Annotated in this window: 13 protein-coding genes; 2 read left to right on the top strand and 11 right to left on the bottom strand. The window is 37.4% G+C overall.

All coding sequences use genetic code 11. From position 1 onward, the window contains the following. The first annotated feature begins 61 nt into the window (after positions 1-61). Positions 62-1,711, top strand: a complete 1,650-nt coding sequence (locus J7R05_RS00810; protein WP_208540779.1) for a lysine--tRNA ligase — start codon at positions 62-64, stop codon at positions 1,709-1,711. Between the two features lie 10 nt (positions 1,712-1,721). Next, positions 1,722-3,299 carry a peptide chain release factor 3 gene (locus J7R05_RS00805; RefSeq protein ID WP_208540778.1) on the top strand — a complete coding sequence of 526 codons (1,578 nt, stop codon included), beginning with the start codon at positions 1,722-1,724 and terminating at the stop codon, positions 3,297-3,299. Positions 3,300-3,385: 86 nt separating this feature from the next. On the opposite strand, the gene trxA is transcribed toward J7R05_RS00805, so the two are convergent. From trxA to ubiB, 11 genes are all read right to left on the bottom strand, one after another. Beyond that, positions 3,386-3,709 (bottom strand): thioredoxin, encoded by a 324-nt coding sequence (gene trxA / locus J7R05_RS00800; RefSeq protein WP_010703192.1) that lies wholly within the window; start codon positions 3,707-3,709, stop codon positions 3,386-3,388. Between the two features lie 108 nt (positions 3,710-3,817). Next, positions 3,818-7,273 (bottom strand): double-strand break repair helicase AddA, encoded by a 3,456-nt coding sequence (gene addA / locus J7R05_RS00795; RefSeq protein WP_208540777.1) that lies wholly within the window; start codon positions 7,271-7,273, stop codon positions 3,818-3,820. After that, positions 7,270-10,401 (bottom strand): double-strand break repair protein AddB, encoded by a 3,132-nt coding sequence (addB, locus tag J7R05_RS00790; protein ID WP_208540980.1) that lies wholly within the window; start codon positions 10,399-10,401, stop codon positions 7,270-7,272. Before addB ends, addA begins: the two co-directional genes overlap by 4 nt. Positions 10,402-10,834: 433 nt before the next feature. Beyond that, a complete protein-coding gene (tsaE, locus tag J7R05_RS00785; protein WP_208540776.1) occupies positions 10,835-12,328 on the bottom strand; it encodes a tRNA (adenosine(37)-N6)-threonylcarbamoyltransferase complex ATPase subunit type 1 TsaE in 1,494 nt (497 codons plus the stop codon). 54 nt (positions 12,329-12,382) lie between these two features. After that, the gene (locus J7R05_RS00780) at positions 12,383-14,848 is read right to left on the bottom strand and encodes a sensor histidine kinase (protein WP_208540775.1); all 2,466 of its coding nucleotides are present in this window, start codon (positions 14,846-14,848) and stop codon (positions 12,383-12,385) included. A gap of 751 nt (positions 14,849-15,599) precedes the next feature. Beyond that, on the bottom strand, positions 15,600-16,601 hold the full coding sequence (locus J7R05_RS00775; protein ID WP_208540774.1) for a complex I NDUFA9 subunit family protein: 1,002 nt from the start codon (positions 16,599-16,601) through the stop codon (positions 15,600-15,602). Between the two features lie 43 nt (positions 16,602-16,644). After that, complete coding sequence (locus J7R05_RS00770; RefSeq protein ID WP_208540773.1) at positions 16,645-17,952, bottom strand: bifunctional folylpolyglutamate synthase/dihydrofolate synthase; 1,308 nt, start codon at positions 17,950-17,952, stop codon at positions 16,645-16,647. 3 nt (positions 17,953-17,955) lie between these two features. Next, a complete protein-coding gene (accD, locus tag J7R05_RS00765) occupies positions 17,956-18,876 on the bottom strand; it encodes an acetyl-CoA carboxylase, carboxyltransferase subunit beta (RefSeq protein WP_010703199.1) in 921 nt (306 codons plus the stop codon). Between the two features lie 887 nt (positions 18,877-19,763). Further along, the gene (locus J7R05_RS00760; protein WP_078689294.1) at positions 19,764-20,483 is read right to left on the bottom strand and encodes a sulfate transporter family protein; all 720 of its coding nucleotides are present in this window, start codon (positions 20,481-20,483) and stop codon (positions 19,764-19,766) included. Positions 20,484-20,711: 228 nt separating this feature from the next. After that, positions 20,712-22,106, bottom strand: coding sequence for a bifunctional phosphopantothenoylcysteine decarboxylase/phosphopantothenate--cysteine ligase CoaBC (gene coaBC, locus J7R05_RS00755; RefSeq protein ID WP_208540772.1), 1,395 nt, complete (start codon positions 22,104-22,106; stop codon positions 20,712-20,714). Between the two features lie 72 nt (positions 22,107-22,178). Continuing rightward, the gene (gene ubiB / locus J7R05_RS00750) at positions 22,179-23,765 is read right to left on the bottom strand and encodes a 2-polyprenylphenol 6-hydroxylase (RefSeq protein WP_208540771.1); all 1,587 of its coding nucleotides are present in this window, start codon (positions 23,763-23,765) and stop codon (positions 22,179-22,181) included. Between the last annotated feature and the right edge of the window lie 2 nt (positions 23,766-23,767).

Below are 23,767 nucleotides of genomic sequence, written 5' to 3'. Positions count from 1 at the left end.
ATAAATTCAATGACCATACACCATGGTATTAAACAATTTAATTTAAGGATAAAAATTATAAATGCGTGATCAATGTGCTGCCCTTAGTCTTACACCCGAATTAATTGATGCAGCTGCCCAGTCGAAAGCTTGGCCGTTTGAAGAAGCACGCAAAATTATCAAGCGTTATGAAAAAACAGGTTATCCAGAGAGCGTTTTATTTGAAACAGGTTATGGGCCTTCTGGTTTGCCGCATATTGGTACCTTTGGAGAAGTAGCCCGCACGACCATGGTACGTCATGCGTTTCACATTTTAACTGAGAACCAAGTTAAAACAAAAATTTTGTGTTTTTCTGATGATATGGATGGTTTGCGCAAAGTTCCTGATAATGTACCTAACCGTGAAAAGATGGAGTGTTATCTTGGTCAGCCACTTAGTCGTGTGCCAGATCCTTTTGGGGATGTTTACCCTTCTTTTGGAGCAGCTAACAATGCGCGTTTGTGCACTTTTCTTGATCATTTTGATTTTGATTATGAATTTGTCAGCTCTACCGATTATTATAACTCTGGTCGTTTTGATGAAGCACTTTTAAAAATACTCGCCTGTTATGACCAGGTTATGGATATTATTCTACCAACATTGGGTGAAGAGCGGCGGGCAACATATTCACTCTTTTTACCTATCTCTCCTGTTTCTGGAAAAGTTTTACAAGTACCAATGATTGACCGTAATGTTGAGGAAGGCACTGTTACTTATATAGAACCTGAAACAGGTGAAACTATTGAAACAGAAATCACACGTGGAAAGGTTAAATGCCAGTGGAAGGTGGATTGGGCAATGCGCTGGAAAGCGCTTGGGGTTGATTATGAAATGGCAGGAAAAGATCTTATCGATTCTGTCACTCTTTCTTCTAAAATTTGCAAAGTACTTGATGGTAATCCGCCTGAAGGGTTCAATTATGAGCTTTTTTTAGATGATAAGGGGCAAAAAATTTCCAAATCTAAAGGGAATGGTTTGACTATTGATGAATGGTTGACTTATGCACCAACAGAAAGCCTAGCACTTTATATGTTTTTAAAGCCTAAAACGGCAAAACGACTTTATTTTGATGTTATTCCAAAAGCTGTTGATGAATATTATGCACATCTTTCAGCTTATAATCGCCAGTTATGGAAAGAACGGCTAAATAACCCCGTATGGCATATCCATAATGGTTGCCCTCCACAGATTAGTTTGCCTGTATCTTTTGCTATGTTATTGAATTTAGTAAGCGCTTCAAATGCTGAAAATAAAGAAGTTCTTTGGGGATTTATTTCTCGCTATGCTAAAGGAGCAAATCCACAAACGTACCCAATGCTTGACCAGTTAGTAGAATTTGCCATTAAATATTTTGGTGTTTTTGTAAAACCAAACAAGAAATTTCGCATACCTGATGAAGATGAACGTTTAACATTGGCTAAAATTGATGAAAAATTAGCCAGTCTTCCAGAAACTGTTGATGAAAATACAATTCAAAATGCGCTTCTTGATGTGGCACGTTTAACCGAACGTTATCAAGATCATAACAAAAAAAGTCCTGAAGGGGGCCCTGGTGTTTCGAATGTTTTTTTTCAAATGCTCTATGAAGTTCTTTTAGGACAAGAACGGGGACCAAGGTTTGGATCGTTTATTGCACTTTATGGAATTGATAAAATGCGTGCGCTCATTGCTGAAGTGCTTGCACGATTTTAAGGGGGAAATAATGGAAAATAGAGCGCAAGAGGTAAAGCGGCGGCGTACATTTGCGATTATTGCTCACCCTGATGCAGGAAAGACGACGTTAACAGAGAAATTTTTACTGTTTGGTGGAGCTATTCAACTTGCTGGTGAGGTGAGAGCAAAAAAAGACCGTATTCAAACTCGTTCTGATTGGATGAAAATTGAACGTGACCGCGGTATTTCGGTTGTAACATCTGTGATGACATTTGAATATGAGGGGCATATTTTTAATTTATTAGATACTCCAGGCCATGCTGATTTTGCCGATGATACATATCGCACTCTCACGGCGGTTGATAGTGCTATCATGGTATTGGATGGTGCACGCGGAATTGAGCCTAGGACATTAAAGCTATTTGAAGTTTGCCGAATGAGGGACATTCCTATTGTTACTTTTGTTAACAAAATGGATCGTGAGGCGCGTGACCCCCTAGAAATCTTAGATGAAATTGAAGAAAAACTTGCTCTTGATACTGCTCCAATCACGTGGCCTGTAGGTATAGGTAAAGATTTTAAAGGTACTTTTGATCTTCATCATAATCGTTTTCGTCAACATGATGATGAAGTAACTCCACAAATAGTTTCTGGGCCTGTTGAGGTTTCTAATTTACTTCCTGAAAATCAACGCGCATCTTTTATTGAAGGAGTAGAGTTTGCCCGTGATGCATGCAAAAATTTTGATTTTCAAGCTTTCTGTGAAGGTCATATGACACCTGTTTATTTTGGTTCAGCTTTACGTAATTTTGGTGTTCGTGATTTGATAAATGCGTTAGTTGATTTTGGTCCAAGTCCTCGTGATCAGGTGGCTGATCAGCGCACCGTAATGGCTGTAGAATCCAAGATGACAGGGTTTGTCTTTAAAATTCAAGCCAATATGGACCCTAATCATCGTGATCGGATTGCGTTTTTACGGGTATGTTCGGGGACGCTTAAGCGTGGTATGAAGGCAAAATTAGTTCGGACGGGAAAACCAATGACGCTTTCGACACCGCAATTTTTCTTTGCTCGTTCACGCCAAATTGCTGATCAAGCCTATGCTGGTGATGTAGTCGGGATTCCTAATCATGGAACTTTGCGAATTGGTGATACTTTGACTGAAGGCGAGGATATTCTTTTTAAAGGTTTACCAAATTTTGCACCAGAAATTTTGCGTCGCGTATGTTTGAACGATCCCATGAAAGCAAAAAAGCTTAAAGAAGCTTTAAGGCAAATGGCTGAAGAGGGAGTTGTTCAACTCTTTATTCCTGACGATGGATCACCTGCTCTTATTGGTGTTATTGGTGCTTTGCAAATTGATGTTTTAATAGAAAGACTGAAGGTGGAGTATTCTTTACCCGTAAACTTTGAACCAGCGCGTTTTAATATTTGTCGTTGGATTTTTACAGACAATAAAGATGAACTTCAAAATTTTATCACAAACCACCGCTCTGCTATTGCTCATGATTTAGATGGTGATCCGGTTTTTTTAGCAGAAAATCATTTTTCATTAAATTATGAAGCAGAACGAGCCCCAAAAATAAAATTTTCACCTTTTAAGGATTATCAAATCCGTTCTAAATAATAATTTTTAGCAAAGAAAATCGTTTTAAGAAGGTAAAGAGCTCTTTAGAACTTTTCTCTTTATATAAAAGTTTATTATAAGAAGATTTAACCAAGCCCCTCTTTAATCCATTCGCAGAGGCGTCCTTTAGAAACGGCACCAACCATATGAGATGAGATATTTCCATTTTTAAACATCAAGAGAGTGGGGATCGAGCGAACTCCATATTGTGTAGCCAATTCTGGATTTTCATCAATATTAACTTTGGCAATTTTCACCTGGCCTTGCATTTCCATTGAAATTTCATCAAGGATTGGTGCAATCATTTTGCAAGGGCCACACCACTCTGCCCAAAAATCAACTACAACAGGGGTGGAAGAGGTAAGAACTTCGTTTTCGAAATTGCTATTGTCAGCTTTTATACATGTCATTGATTGAGCCTTTATATATTCTTTTTACATATTAAGATGACTTCGATTAATGTCAAGTAATGATAAAATAAAGGAGGACAAGACCTTTTATAAAGTTTTTCTTCTTTATCAGGTAAATTCATTTAAACATGCATCGAGTTTTTCAGGAGTAAGTGTAAAAATTTTTGCTTCTTTACAATAAATAAGAAAGGCATCAATATTTTTATCTGGGTAAATAGTTTGCAGCAATTTTCGATAAAGAGCCATTTGTAATAAATAATTTGGTGCGATAGTTGTTTCATCTTCTGGTAGAATTCCTGTTTTAAAATCAGCAAAAAGAACGCTGTCTTGGGTGACACATAAACGGTCAATTTGTCCGGAAATTATCTGTTCTTTACCATGAATTTTAAGGGTACCCGTAAGCGAAACTTCAGCGCGGGAATTATCAGAAAAAAGAGATTTGAGATGTGGATTTTCTAACAATTTACAAACTTGTTGGAATGCTTTTTCTCTTTGAATTTCAGGCCAATGGGAAGCCTTGATGTTAAGATAACGCTGGGCATAATCAAAACGCTGTTGGGGAGGGCACTCAGGCAGATATTGTAGTAAGCGGTGAACCAAATTACCATATTCAATAGTAAAAATTTTGTTTGTATTTTTTTCTCCTAAAACAGGTGAAATGCTAAGGTGTGTTTGATTAGGGAAAGATTCCGCGTCAACATCAATGAAAAGACTAGCAACAGAAGGTCTTAAGGGTTTTGGTAAAGCTGGTTCTGAAGGCATTTTATGATGAAAAAAATCAGGTAAAGGTGGCAATGTTTGGTTGCCTTCATCAAGTATTTCTTTGTTTATTAGGGTAGAAGAAGGTGTAATAGAATAGCGCCAAGCTGCTACATCTTCTGTCGGGTCTTTTATAGCAACGGTGTGGGGCTGAAGGGCTTTTTTTACTAATTTTAGCCATGTATTAGGGTTTTCTTGTTGACCGCTATAACCGCAAACAATTAATCGATCTTCAGCACGCGTCATTCCTACATAAAGAAGGCGCTTATACTCTTCTTCTGCACGCTCTTTTAAATATGAGAGTGCTTTTTTAAATTTTGTATCAAATTGTGCATTTGGGCGCCAAATAAGAGCTTGTCTTCCATTCAAATGAAATGTGAAAAAGTGTGGTGTATAACGTGTATCCCAAATTGCACTACCTGGATCAACAAAAAAAACAACAGCGCTTTCCAATCCTTTAGCAGCGTGGACAGTCATAATGCGAACTTCTTCATGGTTTTGATCAAGTTCACGTTTGATTTCTGGTTTATTGGCACTCAATGTTTCTAAAAAGGCTTGTAGTCCTGGCAAACCGGTTTTTTGAATCGTGAGTGTATAATCCATAAAAGCATCAAGAATTTCATTTGCTTCAGATCCTAGACGAGCGAGGATTTTTTGTCGTCCTTTGTCATTGTTGAGAATATGGCTATAAAATTCAAAAACGGGCATTTTATCAACAAAGGTACGGTATTTGCTTAAATTTTCAAAAGCATCTTTATAAGATACATGTGATGAAGCGTGGGTACAAAGGCTTTGCCAAAGTGATCCTGTACGTTTTGCTGCAAGGTGATAGAGTGCATCTTCGCTAAGCGCAAAAAGTGGACTTTTTAAAACACAGGCAAGAGAGAGGTCATCTTGTGGTTGCAAAACAAACTGTGCAAGCGCCATTAAATCGCGCACACTAATATGGCTGGTTAATTGTAAACGGTCAGCGCCAGCCACAGGAACATTGTGTAATTTAAGTGCGCGAGAAAGAGCTGGTACAAATTGATCATGTCGCTTACGAACTAAAACCAGAATGTCGCTGGCACGCAGCAGACGCCCCTTTGCTGGAAGCATTTCACCTGAGTGCAACCAGTTAGCAATGGTTGCGGCAATTTTATTGGCTAAGCGTATTTCAGGTGTATCCAAATGATCAACAGTTAAATACCAATCATCAGGAAGTTTGTTTGTTTCTTTGGAAATGGTGTCCCATAAAATAATTTCCCCTGGGCTGTTAATACGAACAGGTTCATGCACTGTTTTTACATTGTCTGCTGAAAGTCCTTTATAATTTTCTGGCGTTTCAAATACAAGATCAACACCTTTGAGGATATCAGCTGTAGAACGAAAAGAATAGTGCAGTTGTATTTTTTCAAATTTTTGATTAATGCGTTGCACTTGTTTTTGAAACATCCTGCCATTTTTAGCAAAATTTTCTGGCTCAGCACCTTGAAAAGAATAAATAGATTGCTTTTCATCACCAACAGCAAAAATAGTGCGGATGTTTGTGTGTTGACTATAGTCTGCAAAAAATTCCTGCGCTAAAAGCTGAATAATTTGCCATTGCTCAGGGTTGGTGTCTTGTGCTTCATCGATAAGAATATGATCAATGCCACGATCAAGTTTATATTGCACCCACTGACTCGCACCTTTACGCTGCAATAAATAGAGTGTACGTTCAATAAGGTCATCAAAATCTAACAGGCCGTTGGCCTTTTTTAAATCCGCATAGATTTTAAGATAAGTAGCACAAATCTGAAAAGCAGCCATATTGAGTGTGACAAGTTTTATACCTTGATATTTGTCTAATAAAGTAGAAACCTTGTTTTGTTTTTCTTCAATTTCTTTTTGAATAAAAGACGAAGTTTCATCTAATTTTTTGGAAAAAAGACATGAAAAATTACGTGGTATGCCGTCAGCTGTAAAGTAGATGCTTGATACAACGTCTATAATATCTTCTTCATCTGAGACAGTCGCTAACTGAGAAAATTTCGCTATAATGTCTGTTGCTTTTTTATTACTGTAGGTTTGAAAATATTTGAAGGTATATGGAGACAATGAAGCGGTTTGTTGAATTTCTTTAAGTATTTGTGAATGTGTTTCATTGGGTGCTAAATTAAAAAATGCACGTAATTGCTGTTCTCCACTTTCAGATAAAATGAACGGTAAGAAATCAGAAAGTTCATGCTGTTTTTGAGCAGCTTCATGTAGCAATTGATCAAATGTACTTTCGCTAATAGTTTTAAATAGCTCTTTTAAAGCCGATTGTATATGGCTATGTGCCAAAAGTTGGCAACGGGCTTGGTGCAATAACTGTGTTCGATTTGTATCATCAAGCAGTTCAAAATGACCAGCAATATTAGATTCTAGCGGAAATTGATGCAATAAAGCTTCACAAAATGCATGAATGGTTTGAATTTTTAAGCCACCTGGTGTTTCAAGGGCACGAGCAAAGAGTTTACGCGCATGAGCGAGTTTTTGTGCACTTGAGGGCTTATTTTCAAGTTGCGATAAAACTGTTTGGAGTTGCTCATCATTAAGTTCATTCCAACTAGAGAGTGTGCGAAAAATACGCGATTGCATCACAGAAGCAGCTGCGTTGGTATAAGTTAGACATAAAATGCGCGCTGGAGGTGTACCGTTTAAAAGCAAACGGATGACGCGTTCACTTAAAACGTGGGTTTTTCCAGATCCTGCATTTGCAGAAACCCATACATTTGTTTTTGGATGTGTCGCTTTTTTTTGTGCATCAAGGGCTGCTTCAGGAATAAAAAAAGTAGTCATGATGAACCTGCTTTATAAAAATTACTAGACCATTCCGATAATCGAGCCAAGTGGTCATAATCACCTTCATAACGATGAGGTGAAGGGAGTGCGTGTGAAAGGTAACCTTGTTGTGGATTTTGATAATACTCAATTAATGTAATAAGACGTTTCCATGCTTCTTGACCAAGTAAGACTGCACTTGTCTGATCTTTTGCTTTTTTTTGGTATGAAATAATCGATTTAGATTTGATTGGACCTTTTCCTTTAAGGGGGACGTAAAATAAGTTTGAAGGAGTAAGATCTTGGAAGTCTGTAAAAGCTCCTTGCATTAACAAAGCTGCTTCCAACGCCAATTGTGGATGTAATAAAGCACGAACCTGTTTAGATGAAGGAGGAGTATTGGTTTTAAAATCAAGAATTTCAACCATTTTATCAGGTAAAATATCAATACGATCAGCACGCCCTGAAAGAGTGACACCTGTTGTGCCTATAGGCGTTTTTTGAGCAGCGACTTCAACATGTCGTTTACGAGGTCCGAGATTTTGTTCCCATTTAATAAAGAAAGGAGCAAAATTTTCAAAAATTGACCACCAAATTGCTTTAATGTCAGGAGGCAAATTTAATTTGTCAAATTCTTTGCGCCCAATGGACAGAAATGTCGCTAATGCATGAGCAACGTTTGGGTCTTTTATTTGTGTGCAAAAAGTGGCAAGAATAGCATGATATAAAATTCCACGGTCAGCTGCATAGGGACTATAAATGAGTGCCTTAAGTGGTTTGAGACGCAAGATTTTTTTAGCATAAATGGCGTAAGGATTATAGCGCAATGTTTCTATTTCAGTCACTGAAAAATGACGTGGGCGCATATCGAGTGGCGGTACAGGGCAAGGTCGTGGTGTAAAACCAATCGTATCTGTTTTGTCGAGCATTTTTGCCCAATGAAGAAATGTCTCTCCCCGTGAGCAGATTTTTTTCCAAACTTGTTTGCCTACTACTGTTTCTAAACGTTGCAACCAGCGTGAGGGAACAGAAGGAATATGGTTGACCCGCGTAGCTCGGCTCATCACCACTTTATTCATTCCCATGGCCCATTGAAAATCATGTGCTGCAAGGCCAATACGCTTTTCAGGTGGTTCAAGAGTTAGTGTCATTTTCATTGGCCGCGATAAAAAAGCATCATTGCGAGTTGTTGAAGGCCAAAATCCTTCATTAAGGCTACCAAGAACAACTGTATCGACTGTTTGCAAGCGTGATTCTAAGGTCCCCCAAATAAATAAACGCGGATGCCCACCGGGAGAGGGGCTTACACAACGGGTTGCTATAAGAGCTGAAAACATAGCAGGCCATTCATAAAGATGAAACTTTAATCCTGATTGATCGCTCACCAATTCATGCAAAAAAATTGATAGAGCTTTTCCTGCTTCATTTTGGTAAAGATGCACAAAAGAGTTATTATCGTCTCGCCCAAAATTTTCAAATGCCTCAACAGTTGCTCTTGCAACTTCAGTGATGGTACATTCTTTATCCTGTTTTATCAAAGACGCTAGTGGTTCAACTGCTTTAACCAAAAAGTGACAAAGCGATCGTGCCTCTTCGGTTTTTTGTGGATCAAGGGGGCAGTTGTCAGACATATTATAGGAATATGTTTGCACCCATGTTTCAAGAAATTGATCACATTCGCAAAGGTTGATATGATTAGGATTGCCTCGAAGAACAAATAATTCAAAATTTTCTACTATTTCACGTAAACGTTGACGATTTTGTCCTAGAATTGTGAGTGGATGTTTAAGAAGAGATAGAAAGGCGATAGGATCACCAGGCTTAAATACATTCTCTAACAGCAGTCGTAATAGGGTTGCAGGTAATGTATGTGCAAGTGGTATTCCACCTGAATCATTTGCTTCAATCCCAAATCGCTGTAATTCAGCGACAACACGGCGTGCTAAATTGCGGTCATTAGTAATAAGAGCTGCAATTTTTTGAGGTTCTTCAATGGCATTACGTAAAGCAATAGAAATAGCTAAAGCTTCTTCGCGTTCATTACTGGCTTCAATCAGTGACCAATCTGCGCAAACATTTTCATAATCATCACGCACGATTTGTGCCCATTGATCTGTAGTAGAAACGGGTCGTAGCGCTTCTGATACAATGACAGCGCGTTTTGTTTGCATTATACTTCTTTGGCCAATTTCACTCACATGAATGCGTTGACATTTCATAAGAGATAAAAATTTCTTTAAATGATATTGAGGGTGACTAAAAGCACCAAGAGCATGATCAAAACAATCAAGAGTTGTTGTATCTTTATTCATTGTGCCTAATGCATCCCATTGCGCTTCATCCATATAAAGATCAAGCCCTGGGAGAACAACGGCTCCTTTGGGCAGGTAGGCAACCACTTTTGAAAGATGGGCAACTGCAGGAATAGAACCTGTTGCACCAGCAACGATAATAGGTTTATTAGGTTGTGTGCGGTGTAAAATGTCTGCTTGTATTTTGAGTGCTTGGTTGCGCCATTCAACCGGATTGCTTCGTTGTTTTTCCTTTAAAATTTGAGGCCAATTTTGTGTAATAATAGTTAAAAAATCTAAAGTAATTTGCCACCATTCAGCAACCATATCAGGGCAGATATCTTTAAGTTTTGACCAATCTGCAGATTCTGTTTCAACTTCATCCATCAAGCTTGCTAAATCTTGAGCAAGCCAAATTGCATCAGCGGTATTAGCAGGAATGAGCACATCTTCTGTACCAAATATAGCACGCAAATGGGCTGGCAGATTTTCACGCCAGGGACGAATAAGGCGTGCTAGAAGGAGAAGACGTTCACTTTCTTTAATAGGGGGATTGAGTGTTAAAATACTATCATGATTTTCAACAAAAAAAGAACTTTCTTCATCCATATCTCCTAAAGGGCGGATAGTGGGCAAAAAGCTCGACCGTGTATGACTTCTTTCAGTAAAGGCTGCACGTAAAGCGCGAGCAGCACGCCGTGTTGGTACATAAATAAGGGTATCAACAAGCGCAGCTTGGATATCTCCATTTGGTGCAAAGTCATCAATAAGGGTACCTGAGAGAAGTGCATCAACAAAATGAGGCAAAAAAGAAGTTCCAGGAGAAATAGAAAATACACGCGGTTTACGAGTCATTGAGCCTTGTTTTTGGAGCATAAAGATTCCATCTTAGTTATCTTTTGATTATTTCCATTGTATATTAATTTTCAATTAGCAAAAGCTTGAAAAACTGCGTTTATACAGTGGTTTTTCCAAAAAAGAAGTGAGAGGAGTGAAGTGTTGCGGTTGCAGCTATAATACAACCATTACGCTTTGTTTTATAGTTTTGTGGCACGTAATGATTAAAGCAATAGATTTGTAAGGGCTGAAGATAATAATATCCCCATTTGTATGGAGCAAAAAGATTATGATTAATCAGGAGGAAATCTGCATTTTAAGAATAAGAGAAAACGATTTTTTGCTTTAAAAAAGGTGGTTTAATGATACAAAATTAAATCTCATGAATTGTTTCCTACTCATGAGAAAATGTGTATAAGACGCATAATAATGCGCTCAATGGTTGGATTGTCTATGGTGTGTCTGCAAGTATACCCATTTCTTGATAAAGGCTTTGTAAATCAGCAAGAATTGGGTGTGAAAGATTACGGGCAAGATAATCTTGTAGATGGGGCAAATGTTTAAGGTAAGATGATTTTCCATCTTGTTGATGAAGCCGTATAAAAATTCCTAAAATTTTTGAAATTCGTTGAGCACCCGCAAACGCATAAAGTTTACGCAATTCGTTTTCATCAAAAGATTGTGATGCTTGACGGCGTGCATTGCAATAAGCATCGAGAATTTTTTCTTCCAATGTTGGTGAAATATAGCAACGTGCATCTTGCGCTAAAGAAACAAGGTCATAAACTGTTGGACCTTTCAAACCATCTTGAAAATCAATAAGACCAATACGATCGATACCTTTTTTATGAGCGCGCCAAAGAATGTTAGGCGAATGATAATCGCGCATAACAAAGGTATTTTCTCCTTGGATTAACATGTCAAGATAAGGGTGCCAACAGGTAAAAAAAGCTTCACGTTGTTTTTCATCTAAGGGTTTTTGTTTTTGAAAGGGTATATACCAATCCAGCAGTAAGGAAAGTTCTGCTTGCATAGTTTGGTAATCATAACAGGGAATTTGAAGTAAAAATGTTGCAAATTGTTTTTCTGAAGGCCATGATTTTTGATGGAAAGTCGCCAATAGTTCACTACAAGCAAGATAACGCTCTTCTATAGGATTGCCTGTTTGATCTAAAAGTCCTTCACGCCCTAGATCTTCTAAAATTAAAAGGCCTTTTTCAAAATCTTCAACAAAAATACGAGGAGCAGAAAATCCATTATCCGAAATAAGCCGACTTATCCCTACAAATTGACGGATATCTTTTGCAAGATGTGTTATTTCTGAATAAGCCGAATTGGCATCATATGTTGTTTGCATAATTGCTGCATCCATGAGAACTTCTTGGTGGTGACCATCATCTAAAAGTTCATAGGAACGTGCTGAAGCATCACTTGCTAAAAAATAACGGTGAACATGGCCACGGCCATGAGCTGTTAAGAAAGAGCGAATGGCAAAGGACCGTTGCAAGCGCTGGGCAGAATGTGCTGCTGATGTTACGCTAATGCAGCGTCCACAGTTTTCATGTTGTAGGGTGATGGCAAAGGTAGTAGGCCCTAAGAGATCTGCTCCTTTTTCTGGCCATTCTATCAATAAAACACTTTGTTCACGTGCTTCATGAAGCCCTAATTCATCAATTTCTTCCACCATAGAAAGGCGGTAAAAATCAGCATGGATAACTTCAAATTGCGGAAGCTGATAATTTTGAACAAGAGTAAAGGTAGGACTAGGAACATCCAATGTGTTATCGTTAGCAAGTGCATGGATAAGTGCGCGGGCAAGTGTTGATTTTCCTGCCCCAAGATTACCTTGGAGTGTTACAAGGTCGCCTGGTTTTAAGGCAAGGGCTAAATCTTGCGCAAAAAGTTTAGTTGCTTCTTCATTTTCGAGAAAAAAACTAAAATTCATAAAGAATTCCATGAAATTTGTAGAAAAAAATTATTATAATAACTAAAAGTAAGATTAAAAAATTATATCCTCTTTTTGCACTGGAAAAAAGCACTTAACTGTTGTCCCTTGGCCCGTACCGGTTAAAATTTTAACGTGTCCACCGTGGAGTTCAACGAAACTTTTGACAAGAGAGAGGCCAAGACCTGCTCCTGCACGTCCACCATGGTGCGGACGAGAAGAAAAACGTTTAAATATACGATCCATAATATCAGTTGGGATATCAGACCCTTCATTATGGACACTGAAAACAATGTTGTCTCCTTGTTTATTTGCACAAAATTCAATCGTGCTTTTTTCCGTTGCAAAATTAACAGCATTACTAAGTATATTAACAAAAATTTGGTGCAAACGTGTTGCATCAGCCAAAATGAAATTTAAAGAAGGAGAAATCTGTTGTGAAAATGTGATATAGCGCCCGTTAAGATGTTCTTCTACTCGGGCAACTGCTTGTGCCATAGCATCGGCAATGTTAACTGGTTTAATGTCCAATTCCATGATGCCTGCATCAAGAGTTGCAAGGTCAAGAATATCATTAACAATATTCAAAAGGGCATTTGACTCTGATTGGATATGGCCAAGATATTCATGTTGGCGTTCATTGATAGAGCCAAAAATTTGGTCGCGTAAAATGTCAGAAAATCCAACAATATTGGTAAGGGGTGTACGTAATTCATAAGAAACATGTTGGACAAATTCGTTGCGTAAACGATCAGCACTTTCTAGAGCTTCATTCCTTTCTTGTAGTGCGCGCGCAATATGAACACTATCAGTAACATTAACAAATGTTAGCATTGTTTGTCCGTTGGGCAATGGTACCAATGTATAATCAATAATCGTTCCATTTTTTAAGTCTATGCGACCTGAATATGCATCACGTTTATCAGCAAAACCAGTGATAAATTTGGTAAATTGTTCCCATTCTTGCCCCACTGTTAAAGTTGAACAATGGGTTTGTAATTGTGTAATATGGGTCCCTTCTACTAATAAATTATAAGGTAAAGACCACAATTTTGATAAGGCTGGATTTGATAAACGAAGGCGACCATCAGTTCCAAAAACCACTACACCTTCTGAAAGTTTATCAAGTGTTTCACCTTGTATTTTAATTAATGTGTTATAGCGCCGCTCAAGATCAATTTTTTCAGTAAGATTTTCGTAAAACCAAGTAACACCTCCTTGCGGATGAGGGCTAGCAATAACACGCACTGTACGTCCATCGGGAAGATTCCAAATTTGTTGGTCCGATTCTATTTGCTGGTAAGCTTTAAAAAGCTCTTCTTTCCATGCACGCCAATCAGGATGTTCACCAAGCAATCCTTTTTCACGCAATTGTTCCAGAAGCAATGAATGACTTGGTTCACTTTCTAAAAAAGAATTTTCCAGTGGCCATAAAACCTTAAAGGCATGATTGCAGAATTTTAACTTTTGATGAGCATCAAAAATTGCCACAGCTGTTGAAATTTGATCGAGTGTCTCACAATGATTTTGAAGAATTCGTCTCATTTCTTTGGTAAGATTTTCATGTGCACTATCATCACGGGCGAAAGCTGCCATCCCTTCTCTTGTTGTGACACGGGTGAGGTGAAAGTGGCGCCGTTCTCCATCAACAACTGTATGCACATGTTCTTGAAAAACTGTTTCTGCTTCACCTGTTTTGCACTGTGTGGCTTCATTGAAAAGGTCAGTTATATGATTACTGCCTTCTTTAAAGCCTGTTATTTCTCGAAAAGCGCGATTGATAAAGCAGATTTTCCCTTTGCAGTCTTGGATCCACACAGGTTCTTGAATATGATCAAGAAGGTTACGTTGTAGGTTCAGTTCCTTAAGTAATTCGGCGATATTTTTCTGTAAGCGAATATTTTCACTTTGTTGTGTTGAAATATTTTGAAAACGCGCAATGGCCGCTGTTCCTGCAATGACGCCTGTAACTTGCAACAATATTTTATTTGTCGTAGTAATAGAAAGCTCAAAAGGGCAACCATTGCAACGCAATTCAATCAGCGCTTGATCAAGTTGTCTTAGAGATGATTCTTCTAACCAACGCCCAAAACATTGAAAATTTTTCTGGTTAATTTCCATTTTTTGTAATGCGGAAATATTACCAACTATATGCGGTAAAGCTGTTGGATTTTCCCAAATAAGAAGGCATTGGCCTGTTTCTTCAAAAAGCCACTCATAATATTTAAGCTTTTCAAAAAAATCTGCTTGAATCATTTTCAACGGTTTCCATGAAGCTTTTTTTATAGCCACAATAACCGCTATACATATGAGCAGTGAGGCACAAGAAATACCCCCAAAGAGAGCTAAAATAAGCCATGAACCATCTGGCCAAGTGAAGTTAGAAAGAGAGGGGAATGCTAACGGTTGAGCAACAGCTGGCAATGGAGAAAAAAAGAATAAGAAGCAAAAAATACTGGTATAAATTTGAGTGATTTTTTGAGTTTTTTCTTTGGAGGTATACTCACCAAAGTTGCGCACGATGCATCTCCTTTTTTTACCAGGGAAACGTTCTAATAACGGTTAGATTTGGCTTATAAGGTTTTTGTAGGTAACTCCAATATAGGTGGCTTATATCTTCTGATAGAACGTTTGATTTTATTTTTAACCGATCAAGATAAAGGTATGCAACTTTTTCATTAGAATATTTGGGCAAAACGATTGTTTTATTTTTGTAGTTTTCTGTACAAGAAATATATGCTTCACTTAAAGGTTGATTAGAAGAAAATTCTTTACGACACATCATCAGATTAAATATTTCTATTTTTGGCAAGGAATACCAGATTTCTTGCTAGCTATAAACAGCAAATTCGGTATCCTTGATAACGTAATATTTAAGCTATTATTTTTATTCTTTTAAAATTACTTTGTTCAAAGTGATTAAAGAAGCTTAAAAAATGCACGCACATATAAAGATTTCTTTATATGTTTATATGATTTTAGATTTTCATGAGCTTATGCGACAATATATTGATATAATAATATATCGATATAGTGAATGGTTATACCCGCAACAGGCAATAAAATATCATAAATTCTATTGATAAAGCAAAATACTAATAGTTTGCAGTGGTTTTGACATTGCAAAAAGAGGGGTCAAAGAATTTATTCATGAGGTTATATTGTCTGAAAAATAACACATGAATAAGGTTTGAGCGTCAATACATCTGGTTCTTTTTCTTTTAGATTTTAAAAGTGTAGATATTATCAATTTAATCACAAAAAATGTATATTAAGCTGATAAACTTTTAGAAAACTGTCCTTGAGGACGAAACCGCCATAGATAACTGGGTAAAATAGCGCTCATTGTTTTAGGAGTAATCCCGACCCCTTCTAAAGTTCGTCCATTTTTAATAGCTTCTTGAGAGACAATATTGTCTATTTGTAGAAAGCGTATTTGATCAGCTGTCATAAGTTCCGGCAATAAGGGTATTTTACCGATATTTCCTAAAATATTTCCAATGAAGAGACCAATGGAAAGAGGCATAGATAAAACTATTTTCTTGCGGTGAATGATTTTTAGTACATTTTCAACGATATTCTGGAATGTCATAACTACAGGTCCACCAAGATCATAACTTTTTCCAGAAGCAACCTTTCCTTCCAAAGCGCGTGCAACAAATTCAGCGATATCACCAACATAAATAGGTTGCAATTTGCTTTGCCCACCACCAAAAAGTGGTATAATAGGCGAAAAGCGAGATAAATTTGCCAAGGTATTAAAAAAGCAATCTTCCGGCCCAAAAATAACCGATGGGCGCATAATAATTGCTTGAGGGTGACTATGACGCACAATTTGCTCACTTGTAAATTTGACATGAGCATAAGAGCACAAGGTATTTTCATCATTGACGATGAGTGTAGACATGTGAATGAGCGGAATATTCGCTTGAGCTGATAATTCTGCAACATTTTTTGCGCCATCAATTTGTGCATTTTGAAAATTCGACTGGCTTGCTTGTGTTAAACTTCCAGGAAGAAAGATTGCACCATCTGCTCCAAGCAATGCGCGGGCAACACAAGCACGGTTCTTAACATCAGTTGCAAGCATTTGGGTTTGACCCACTTCGCCTACTTGTAACATGTAGTAAGCTTTTTGTGGATGACGAACAGCAATACGAACGCGATAACCCTGTTTGGTTAAAGTTTCAACGATATGTCGTCCTACAAAACCTGACCCACCGAAAACAGTGATAAGTTTAGGATGTTGATAAAGAGTACAATCAAGTTTCATGGTAAAAAATTTTATTTATTAAAGCTTTATGAAAGGGAATTTTTTAACATGGTGGTGTTTCATTGTCACGTAAAATATCACCTGCAAAGTAAAGAGAGCCACCAATAAAGATGATTGCATCTTTATGTTCTAAACTAATTTTATGAAAAACAGTTTGTAGATTAACTTGTGGGCTAGCAATAAGTCCTACTTTTTGAGCTGATTGAGCTAAGATTGTTGGGCATACACTCGCATCATTGGAATTTAATGGGATCGTGTAAACTTTATCTACAAGATTGGCTAGGAGGCGAAAATAACCAATAGCGTCTTTAGTTTTAAGCATACTAGCAATCATAATAATAGGACGGTTTGATTTTTTTTTCCATTGTGTAAGTTCTGCTGCAACAACTTTTCCAGCAGCGGGGTTATGTCCGCCATCTAGCCATAAATCAGTACTGAGAGGAAGTTGATCAACCAGTCGTCCATGGGTGAGGTGCTGCATTCGTGCTGGCCAGTAAAGATTGCGCAAAGCTTTGCTTATTGTTTGTTGTGAAAGTTGAAACCCTGCTTGATAGATTGCTTCGATAGAAGCACCAGCATTAGCAATTTGATGAGTGCCGATAAGGTTAGGAAGTGGTAAATCCATTAAACCTTGATTGTTTTGGAATACCATACGCCCATATTCTTCATAACTTTGATAATCCTGGTTAAAAATAAAATAAGGTGCTTTATTTTTATCAGCAAGAGTGCTTAAAACACAATGAGTTATATCATAATTTTGCTTGCCAATGACCACAGGAACAGCCTGTTTGATAATTCCCCCCTTTTCAAAAGCGATTTGTTCAATAGTGTTGCCAAGAAAGGTTTCATGATCATAGTCAATAGGCATAATAAGGGATACAGCTGGCTTGTTAATTACATTGGTAGCGTCAAAACGCCCTCCTAATCCAACTTCTACAATTATTACATCAGCCGGATTTGTGCTAAACAACATAAAAGCAACTGCTGTGAGAATTTCAAAAACAGCGATTGGTTCGTTACGGTTTACTTCTATAATTTGGTGAATTGTTTTGATCAGTTGGTTATCTGTGACAAATTGACCGCTTAGTCGCCAGCGTTCATTCCAACGCACCAAATGAGGAGAGCTGTATACATGAACGCGGTAGCCTGAACTTTCCAACAAAGCCCGACAAATGGCTGAAGCAGATCCTTTACCATTTGTTCCGGCAATGTGAATAATGGGTGCAAGTTTTAAATGTGGGTTGCCAAGACACTCTAAAAGACGAGAAATACGTTCTAAAGAAGGAGCAATTTTTTTTGGATAGCTTTCCAGTAAATCATCAATCACTTTTTGTGTGTGGCTTTTTTTCATAATTTAAGCAGCATTTGTTTCAGAAAATACTGTTTGAGAATTTTGAGATGATGGGTAAGAAGGTTTTTGAGGTGCAGAATGTTTCATCATCAAGCGTAAAAGTCGTGCAATAGTGGCTTTCATTTCCAAGCGTGATACAACCATATCAATCATACCATGATTAAGCAGATATTCACTACTTTGGAAGCCTTCTGGTAAAGTCTCACGAATGGTTTGTTGAATGACACGTGGCCCCGCAAAACCAATCATGGCTCCAGGTTCGGCAATGTGGATATCTCCTAACATCGCATAAGAAGCAGTTACACCACCAGTGGTAGGGTTGGTTAGAACCACAATATAGGGAAGTTTTGCTTCTTTCATCATTTCAATTGCTACTGTTGTACGAGGCATTTGCATTAGTGACAATATTCCTTCTTGCATTCGTGCTCCACCAGAAGCAGCAAAAAGAACCAAAGGACATTTATCTTCAATGGCAGTGTGAAAAGCTTTGATAATAGCTTCCCCTGAAGCCATGCCAAGTGATCCACCCATAAAGGCAAAGTCTTGAACGGTGGCAATAATTGGTAAGCCTTCAATAGTTCCTCGTGCATTTAAAATATTATCATCAACACCGAGTTTAGAGCGATATTCTTTTAACCGATCAGTATAGCGTTTTGTATCGCGAAATTTTAATGGGTCTGTGACAACTTTTGGATTTTCAAGTAATGTATAAACACCATCATCAAAAAAATGCATGAGACGATTTTTGGCACTAATGCGCATGTGATGACCAGAAGAAGGACTCACATATTGATTAGCTTCTAAATCTTTATGAAATACCATTTCACCATTAGTAGGATCTTTGATCCATAGATTATCTGGAATTTCGCGGCGACCTAATATAGAATTAATTTTAGGACGAACATAATTTGTAATCCAATTCATTTGGTAACCTCCCTTTAGATGTTGTACACTTTATATGGCTTAAGGGCATATTGGGATTGAATAGTCGGATTCTTTTGACTGATTAATCAACTATTTGTTTTATTTTTTACCAGTGTTAGCTTTCAATATATCATTTTAGCTTCCCTTGTTTGTTTAATAGAGCAAAAATGGCATGAATTGAGAGTATTCCCTTTAATAAATCTGTTAACAATTTTAGCAATATAATTTGCTTATTTATTTGAATATTAAATCCTATTGTAGCAGGTAGGGATGTATTGTTTGGTCACTTTAACTGTAGAGTTATTCTGGTTAATCAAAGATATTTCCTTTAATATTTGATTAGTGACATTTACTGCAAAAACATAATAGACAAAATTTAAACTGTTTTGCAAAATTTTTGATATCTGTGTGTTACTGACTGTTAAGATATTAATAGCTAAAATAAAAATTCATTGTTCATTTTAGCAGGAAAAATTTTTTATCTGTTTTTTGTGATAAGTCAACAGTGATTAAATTATCAACCGAATAAGGTAAATTTTCAGCCAAAAGGGCTTAATACTATAGCATTATAATAACTTATAAAATAATGAAAGCAAGAATTTATATGGGAAAATGCTGTCCATAAAAATGAATTTTTTAAAAATTTGCTTCAATTTATGAATGCATGATGTGGTGTTTTGAAACATTTATCTATAAGTATATGGCTTTAAAAGTGGTATGATAATCTCAATTACAAGTATTACTAACTTAAGCTGTACCTTTATTAAGAAAAATAAAACCAATAAAACAAACACGTTTTATTAATAAAATTAATTCTGGAATGAAATACCTCTTTCGTAAGTCAACTATTTGACTTGATTGAGTATAAATTATTTTTTGGATGTAAGTTATTTTAGTGTAATAAGTGTAGAATGATTATGGGGGAGCATTTTATATAAATATGTCATAAAGGCAGCCGCAAAAAGTGGTGTTACTAAATTAACAATGGGAATAGAAACGAAAAACGCAATCACCAAACCAGCCCAAAATACTGTCATATGATGGATGCGTAAAAAACTATGGGCTTCTTTCTGGGATTGAAAACGATAAGCAGAGAGCAAAAAATATTCACGACCTAGCATATAGCCATTAATAACATAAAAAGCGATCAAATTAACACCTGGTATGAAAAATAAAATAAAGGCAATTGCGTTACCTAAAAGGCTTATGACAGCAAATTTTAAAGAAAGAATAAGCGAAGACGTAAACGACATAGTTTGCCCAACAGGTTCATTGGGATAATCTTCTTTTTCAATAATTTCAGCGGCAGCGTCAACGAAAAAACTGCCAATTATAGCAGTAGTTGGAGCAATCAGAAAGGGCGCTAAGAAAGCTAGACCAAAGTTAAGAATGATTAATGTGCTAAGTTTTAATAATCCTGTCCAATCTGTTAATATGGGAAAAAAATGCGTAACCCAAAGCCAAAGATAAGGCATAAAAAGCTTGTTTATGAGTAGCCATATAATGATGAAAACAACACAAGTAAGCCCCAAAATTTTCAACATCATAATGCAATATTGCGGGGTAAAAAGGCGTTTTAGAGCCAAATAAGTAGCGGTAAAAATCATAAACGATAGATAAGAAGAGAAGAATAGAAAACAAGAGATAGATTAAATAAATAGCATTATCATAGCCCGTATTAATGGTGTTTTATATAAGCTCTGTTTGGTAAATTATATGGTCCTTACGTAAATTGTATTAATTAAAATTTATCTCTTATTTTATGTTGTGCTTTTAAAATATCATCAACTTTTAAAAATTTTTATTTTTATTGAAACAAGAAGCTCTTTCTTCTTCTAATCAGTGAGGGAAAGAGAATGAAAAAATGACACAATAATCTTTGCTAATTTTTCAGCTACTTGTTGTTTACTCATACATGGCCATTGTTCAACAGTTTTTCTACTGACCAGACAAATTCTGTTTGTATCTCCACCCATTACGCTTGTTCCATCAGTGTGGAGAGAAACATCGTTTGCAAGAATGAAATCTACTCCTTTTTGAACACATTTTTTTTGTGCGTTCACAATAATGTTACATGTTTCAGCAGCAAAACCAACAACGAGTGGGGGGCGGTTTGAAGCATGACCGATAGTTGCCAAAATATCAGGATTTTCAACCATATGCAAAGATGGTGGAATTTTGTTATTCTCCTTTTTGATTTTTTGTAAAGATTGCGTTTGGCTACGCCAATCACAAACAGCAGCAACAAAAATAGCACCATCAGCAGGTAGTGCAGCTTGAACAGCTTCTAACATCTGACAAGCCGTTTCCACGTGAATAGTTTTTACATTTTGCGGATCAGGAAGATCAACAGGTCCACAAATAAGTGTTACTGTAGCCCCCAAGTTGGCTAAAGCTATTGCAACTGCATGGCCTTGTTTGCCTGAGGAGCGATTGGCAAGATAACGTATCGGGTCAATTGGTTCGTATGTGGGGCCAGAAGTAACAATGAAATGACGACCAGAAAGTGGTTTTTCTTGCTCCCTCAAAAGAGTTTCTACTGAGGCTACAATGGTTAAGGGATCACTCATACGTCCATAACCTATTTCATCTCGTTCAGCCATTTTACCATTTTCTGGCCCTACTATATGAACTCCATCAGCATGCAATTGTGCAACATTACGTACAGTTGTAGGATGAGCCCACATAGCCGGATTCATAGCTGGCGCAATCAAAAGTGGACAACGTGCTGCTAAAAGCACACAACCAGCTAGATCATCTGCTATACCGACGGCTATTTTTGCAATACGATCAGCAGTAGCTGGTGCTAAAATAATTAAATCAGCATTACGTGCTAGCCGAATATGGCTAATATCATGATCTTTTTCACGTGAAAATAAATCACTATATACAGCACCACCATTCAGAGCTTCAGCTGCTAAGAGGGTAACAAATTTTTGAGCCGCTTTTGTCATAATAATGTTCAAATGCGCTCCACGTTCTTGTAAACGACGAATCAGATCAAGTGCTTTATAGGCAGCAATTCCACCGCCGATAATGAGAAGCACAGATTTTGATTGCAATGATTGCGTTTCAACAGTACTTGCTTGTGATGGTGGTGTGGATAATGCGGTAGGATTGCTTAACAAACGACGGGCTTCTTCTTCCATAGAAATACCATTTTGCGCTGCTCGTGTACGCAACATTGCTTTGGCTTCAGGTGAAAGATTACGGATAGTGATACTGGCCATAAAATGCTTCCAAAGGAATAAAGTGATTTCAATGATTTCATAAACTTTATTCTTTTTAGCATATTAAGCAAATTAGAAAAAATGAAAAAGAAAAAAGCCTAGAATAATGAGACAAAGGGTCGTGATAAATAAATTATAACGGCTATAACGGTGATTGCGATTTTGTTCTAAAACAAAGTGCTTAAAGGTGGGGGGGGAAAGATACAGTCCTGTTTTTGTCATTTGGTTGAGATTTTCTTCTATACGTTGAAAGTTTTTCACTAATTTTGGTGTTTGACGTGCCAGTGAAAACAGTGCTTGTGCTCCCTCATTAAAATCTTGGATAAGTCCCATAGGTCCTAAATTTTTGCCAATCCATTCTTTAACAACGGGTTCAGAGGCTTTCCACATGTTAAAAGCTGGGTCCAATGTGCGAGCTACACCTTCTACAACAATCATAGTTTTTTGCAGTAACAAAAGTTCAGGTCGAGTTTTCATGTCAAATAATTCAGTAACTTCAAACAAAAGCGTGAGTAATTTAGCCATGGAAATGCTTTGTGCTGATTGTCCGTGAATGGGCTCACCAATAGCTCGGTTGGCTTGAGCAAAACTTTCAATACTGTGATGAGGTGGTACATATCCTGCTTCAAAGTGGGCGCGTGCCACTCGATAGTAATCACGAGTAATAAAACCATAAAGAATTTCAGCGAGGAAATATTTTTCTTTTTTACTAAGCCGCCCTGTAATTCCTAAATCAACTGCAACAATACACCCTTGTTGATCTACAAATAAATTACCAGGATGCATGTCAGCATGAAAAAAACCATCCCGTAATGTGTGGCGAAGGAAAGATTGAATAAGCGTGGTTGCTAGATTTTTTAAATCAAAACCTGCTTCTTTAAGTGCTGGAATATTAGACATTTTTATGCCATCAATCCATTCCATCGTTAAAACATCACGCCCTGTTCTTTCCCAATCAACAAGAGGTACCCGAAAACCTACATCATTTTGAATATTTTCAGCCATTTCTGATAGAGCAGCTGCTTCTAAGCGTAAATCCATTTCAATACGGGTAGTTTGTGCCAAAGTTTCAACAACACGAACAGGGCGTAAACGTCGAGAAGCGGGAATATAACGCTCTTGCAAACGGGCAATAAGGTAGAAACTTTTAAGATCTTTGGCAAAACGAGTTCTGATATTGGGGCGGATAACTTTAACGGCACATTTTTTTTTATAACCTGTTTCATCATAATATTCAGCTGGATGAACTTGGGCAACAGAAGCAGCAGCAATAGGTGGGCAAAAGTCTATGAATAAATCATCCATAGGGCGACCTAGCGAACTTTCAATTTGGGCAATAGCTGCAGTACAAGGAAATGTTTGGACACGGTCTTGTAGCTGTGCCAGATCTTTAGCAATGTCACGCCCTACAATATCAGGTCGGGTGGCAAGAAATTGACCAAGCTTAATATAAGAGGGGCCAAGCTTATTAATGGCGTGTGACATATTTTCAGATCGGTGCTTCTTTTTTGTTTTACGCCGTGCTAAAATCCTTGCTATATGGTGACATGTCGCTAAAGGGCCATGAAGACCTTCTCTGGGAAGAGCACTAAGGACACCCTCGCGCGCTAAAATCCATCCTGCGCGCATAAGTTGGAAATAAGCGGAAATTTGTACCATTT

Source organism: Bartonella capreoli (assembly GCF_902813205.1).
Lineage (GTDB): Bacteria > Pseudomonadota > Alphaproteobacteria > Rhizobiales > Rhizobiaceae > Bartonella > Bartonella schoenbuchensis.
The sequence above is the reverse complement of the archived record's forward strand: the minus strand, read 5'-3'. Positions and strand labels throughout refer to the sequence as shown.

What these genes read in the sequence shown, in the direction of transcription:
- J7R05_RS00775 (WP_208540774.1), bottom strand. Translation starts at nt 16,601, where the DNA reads ATGAAACTTGATTGTACTCTTTATCAACATCCTAAACTTATCACTGTT.
- J7R05_RS00760 (WP_078689294.1), bottom strand. Translation starts at nt 20,483, where the DNA reads ATGATTTTTACCGCTACTTATTTGGCTCTAAAACGCCTTTTTACCCCG.
- J7R05_RS00805 (WP_208540778.1), top strand. Translation starts at nt 1,722, where the DNA reads ATGGAAAATAGAGCGCAAGAGGTAAAGCGGCGGCGTACATTTGCGATT.
- coaBC (WP_208540772.1), bottom strand. Translation starts at nt 22,106, where the DNA reads ATGGCCAGTATCACTATCCGTAATCTTTCACCTGAAGCCAAAGCAATG.
- tsaE (WP_208540776.1), bottom strand. Translation starts at nt 12,328, where the DNA reads ATGAATTTTAGTTTTTTTCTCGAAAATGAAGAAGCAACTAAACTTTTT.
- accD (WP_010703199.1), bottom strand. Translation starts at nt 18,876, where the DNA reads ATGAATTGGATTACAAATTATGTTCGTCCTAAAATTAATTCTATATTA.
- J7R05_RS00810 (WP_208540779.1), top strand. Translation starts at nt 62, where the DNA reads ATGCGTGATCAATGTGCTGCCCTTAGTCTTACACCCGAATTAATTGAT.
- ubiB (WP_208540771.1), bottom strand. Translation starts at nt 23,765, where the DNA reads ATGGTACAAATTTCCGCTTATTTCCAACTTATGCGCGCAGGATGGATT.
- addB (WP_208540980.1), bottom strand. Translation starts at nt 10,401, where the DNA reads ATGACTCGTAAACCGCGTGTATTTTCTATTTCTCCTGGAACTTCTTTT.
- J7R05_RS00770 (WP_208540773.1), bottom strand. Translation starts at nt 17,952, where the DNA reads ATGAAAAAAAGCCACACACAAAAAGTGATTGATGATTTACTGGAAAGC.
- trxA (WP_010703192.1), bottom strand. Translation starts at nt 3,709, where the DNA reads ATGACATGTATAAAAGCTGACAATAGCAATTTCGAAAACGAAGTTCTT.
- addA (WP_208540777.1), bottom strand. Translation starts at nt 7,273, where the DNA reads ATGACTACTTTTTTTATTCCTGAAGCAGCCCTTGATGCACAAAAAAAA.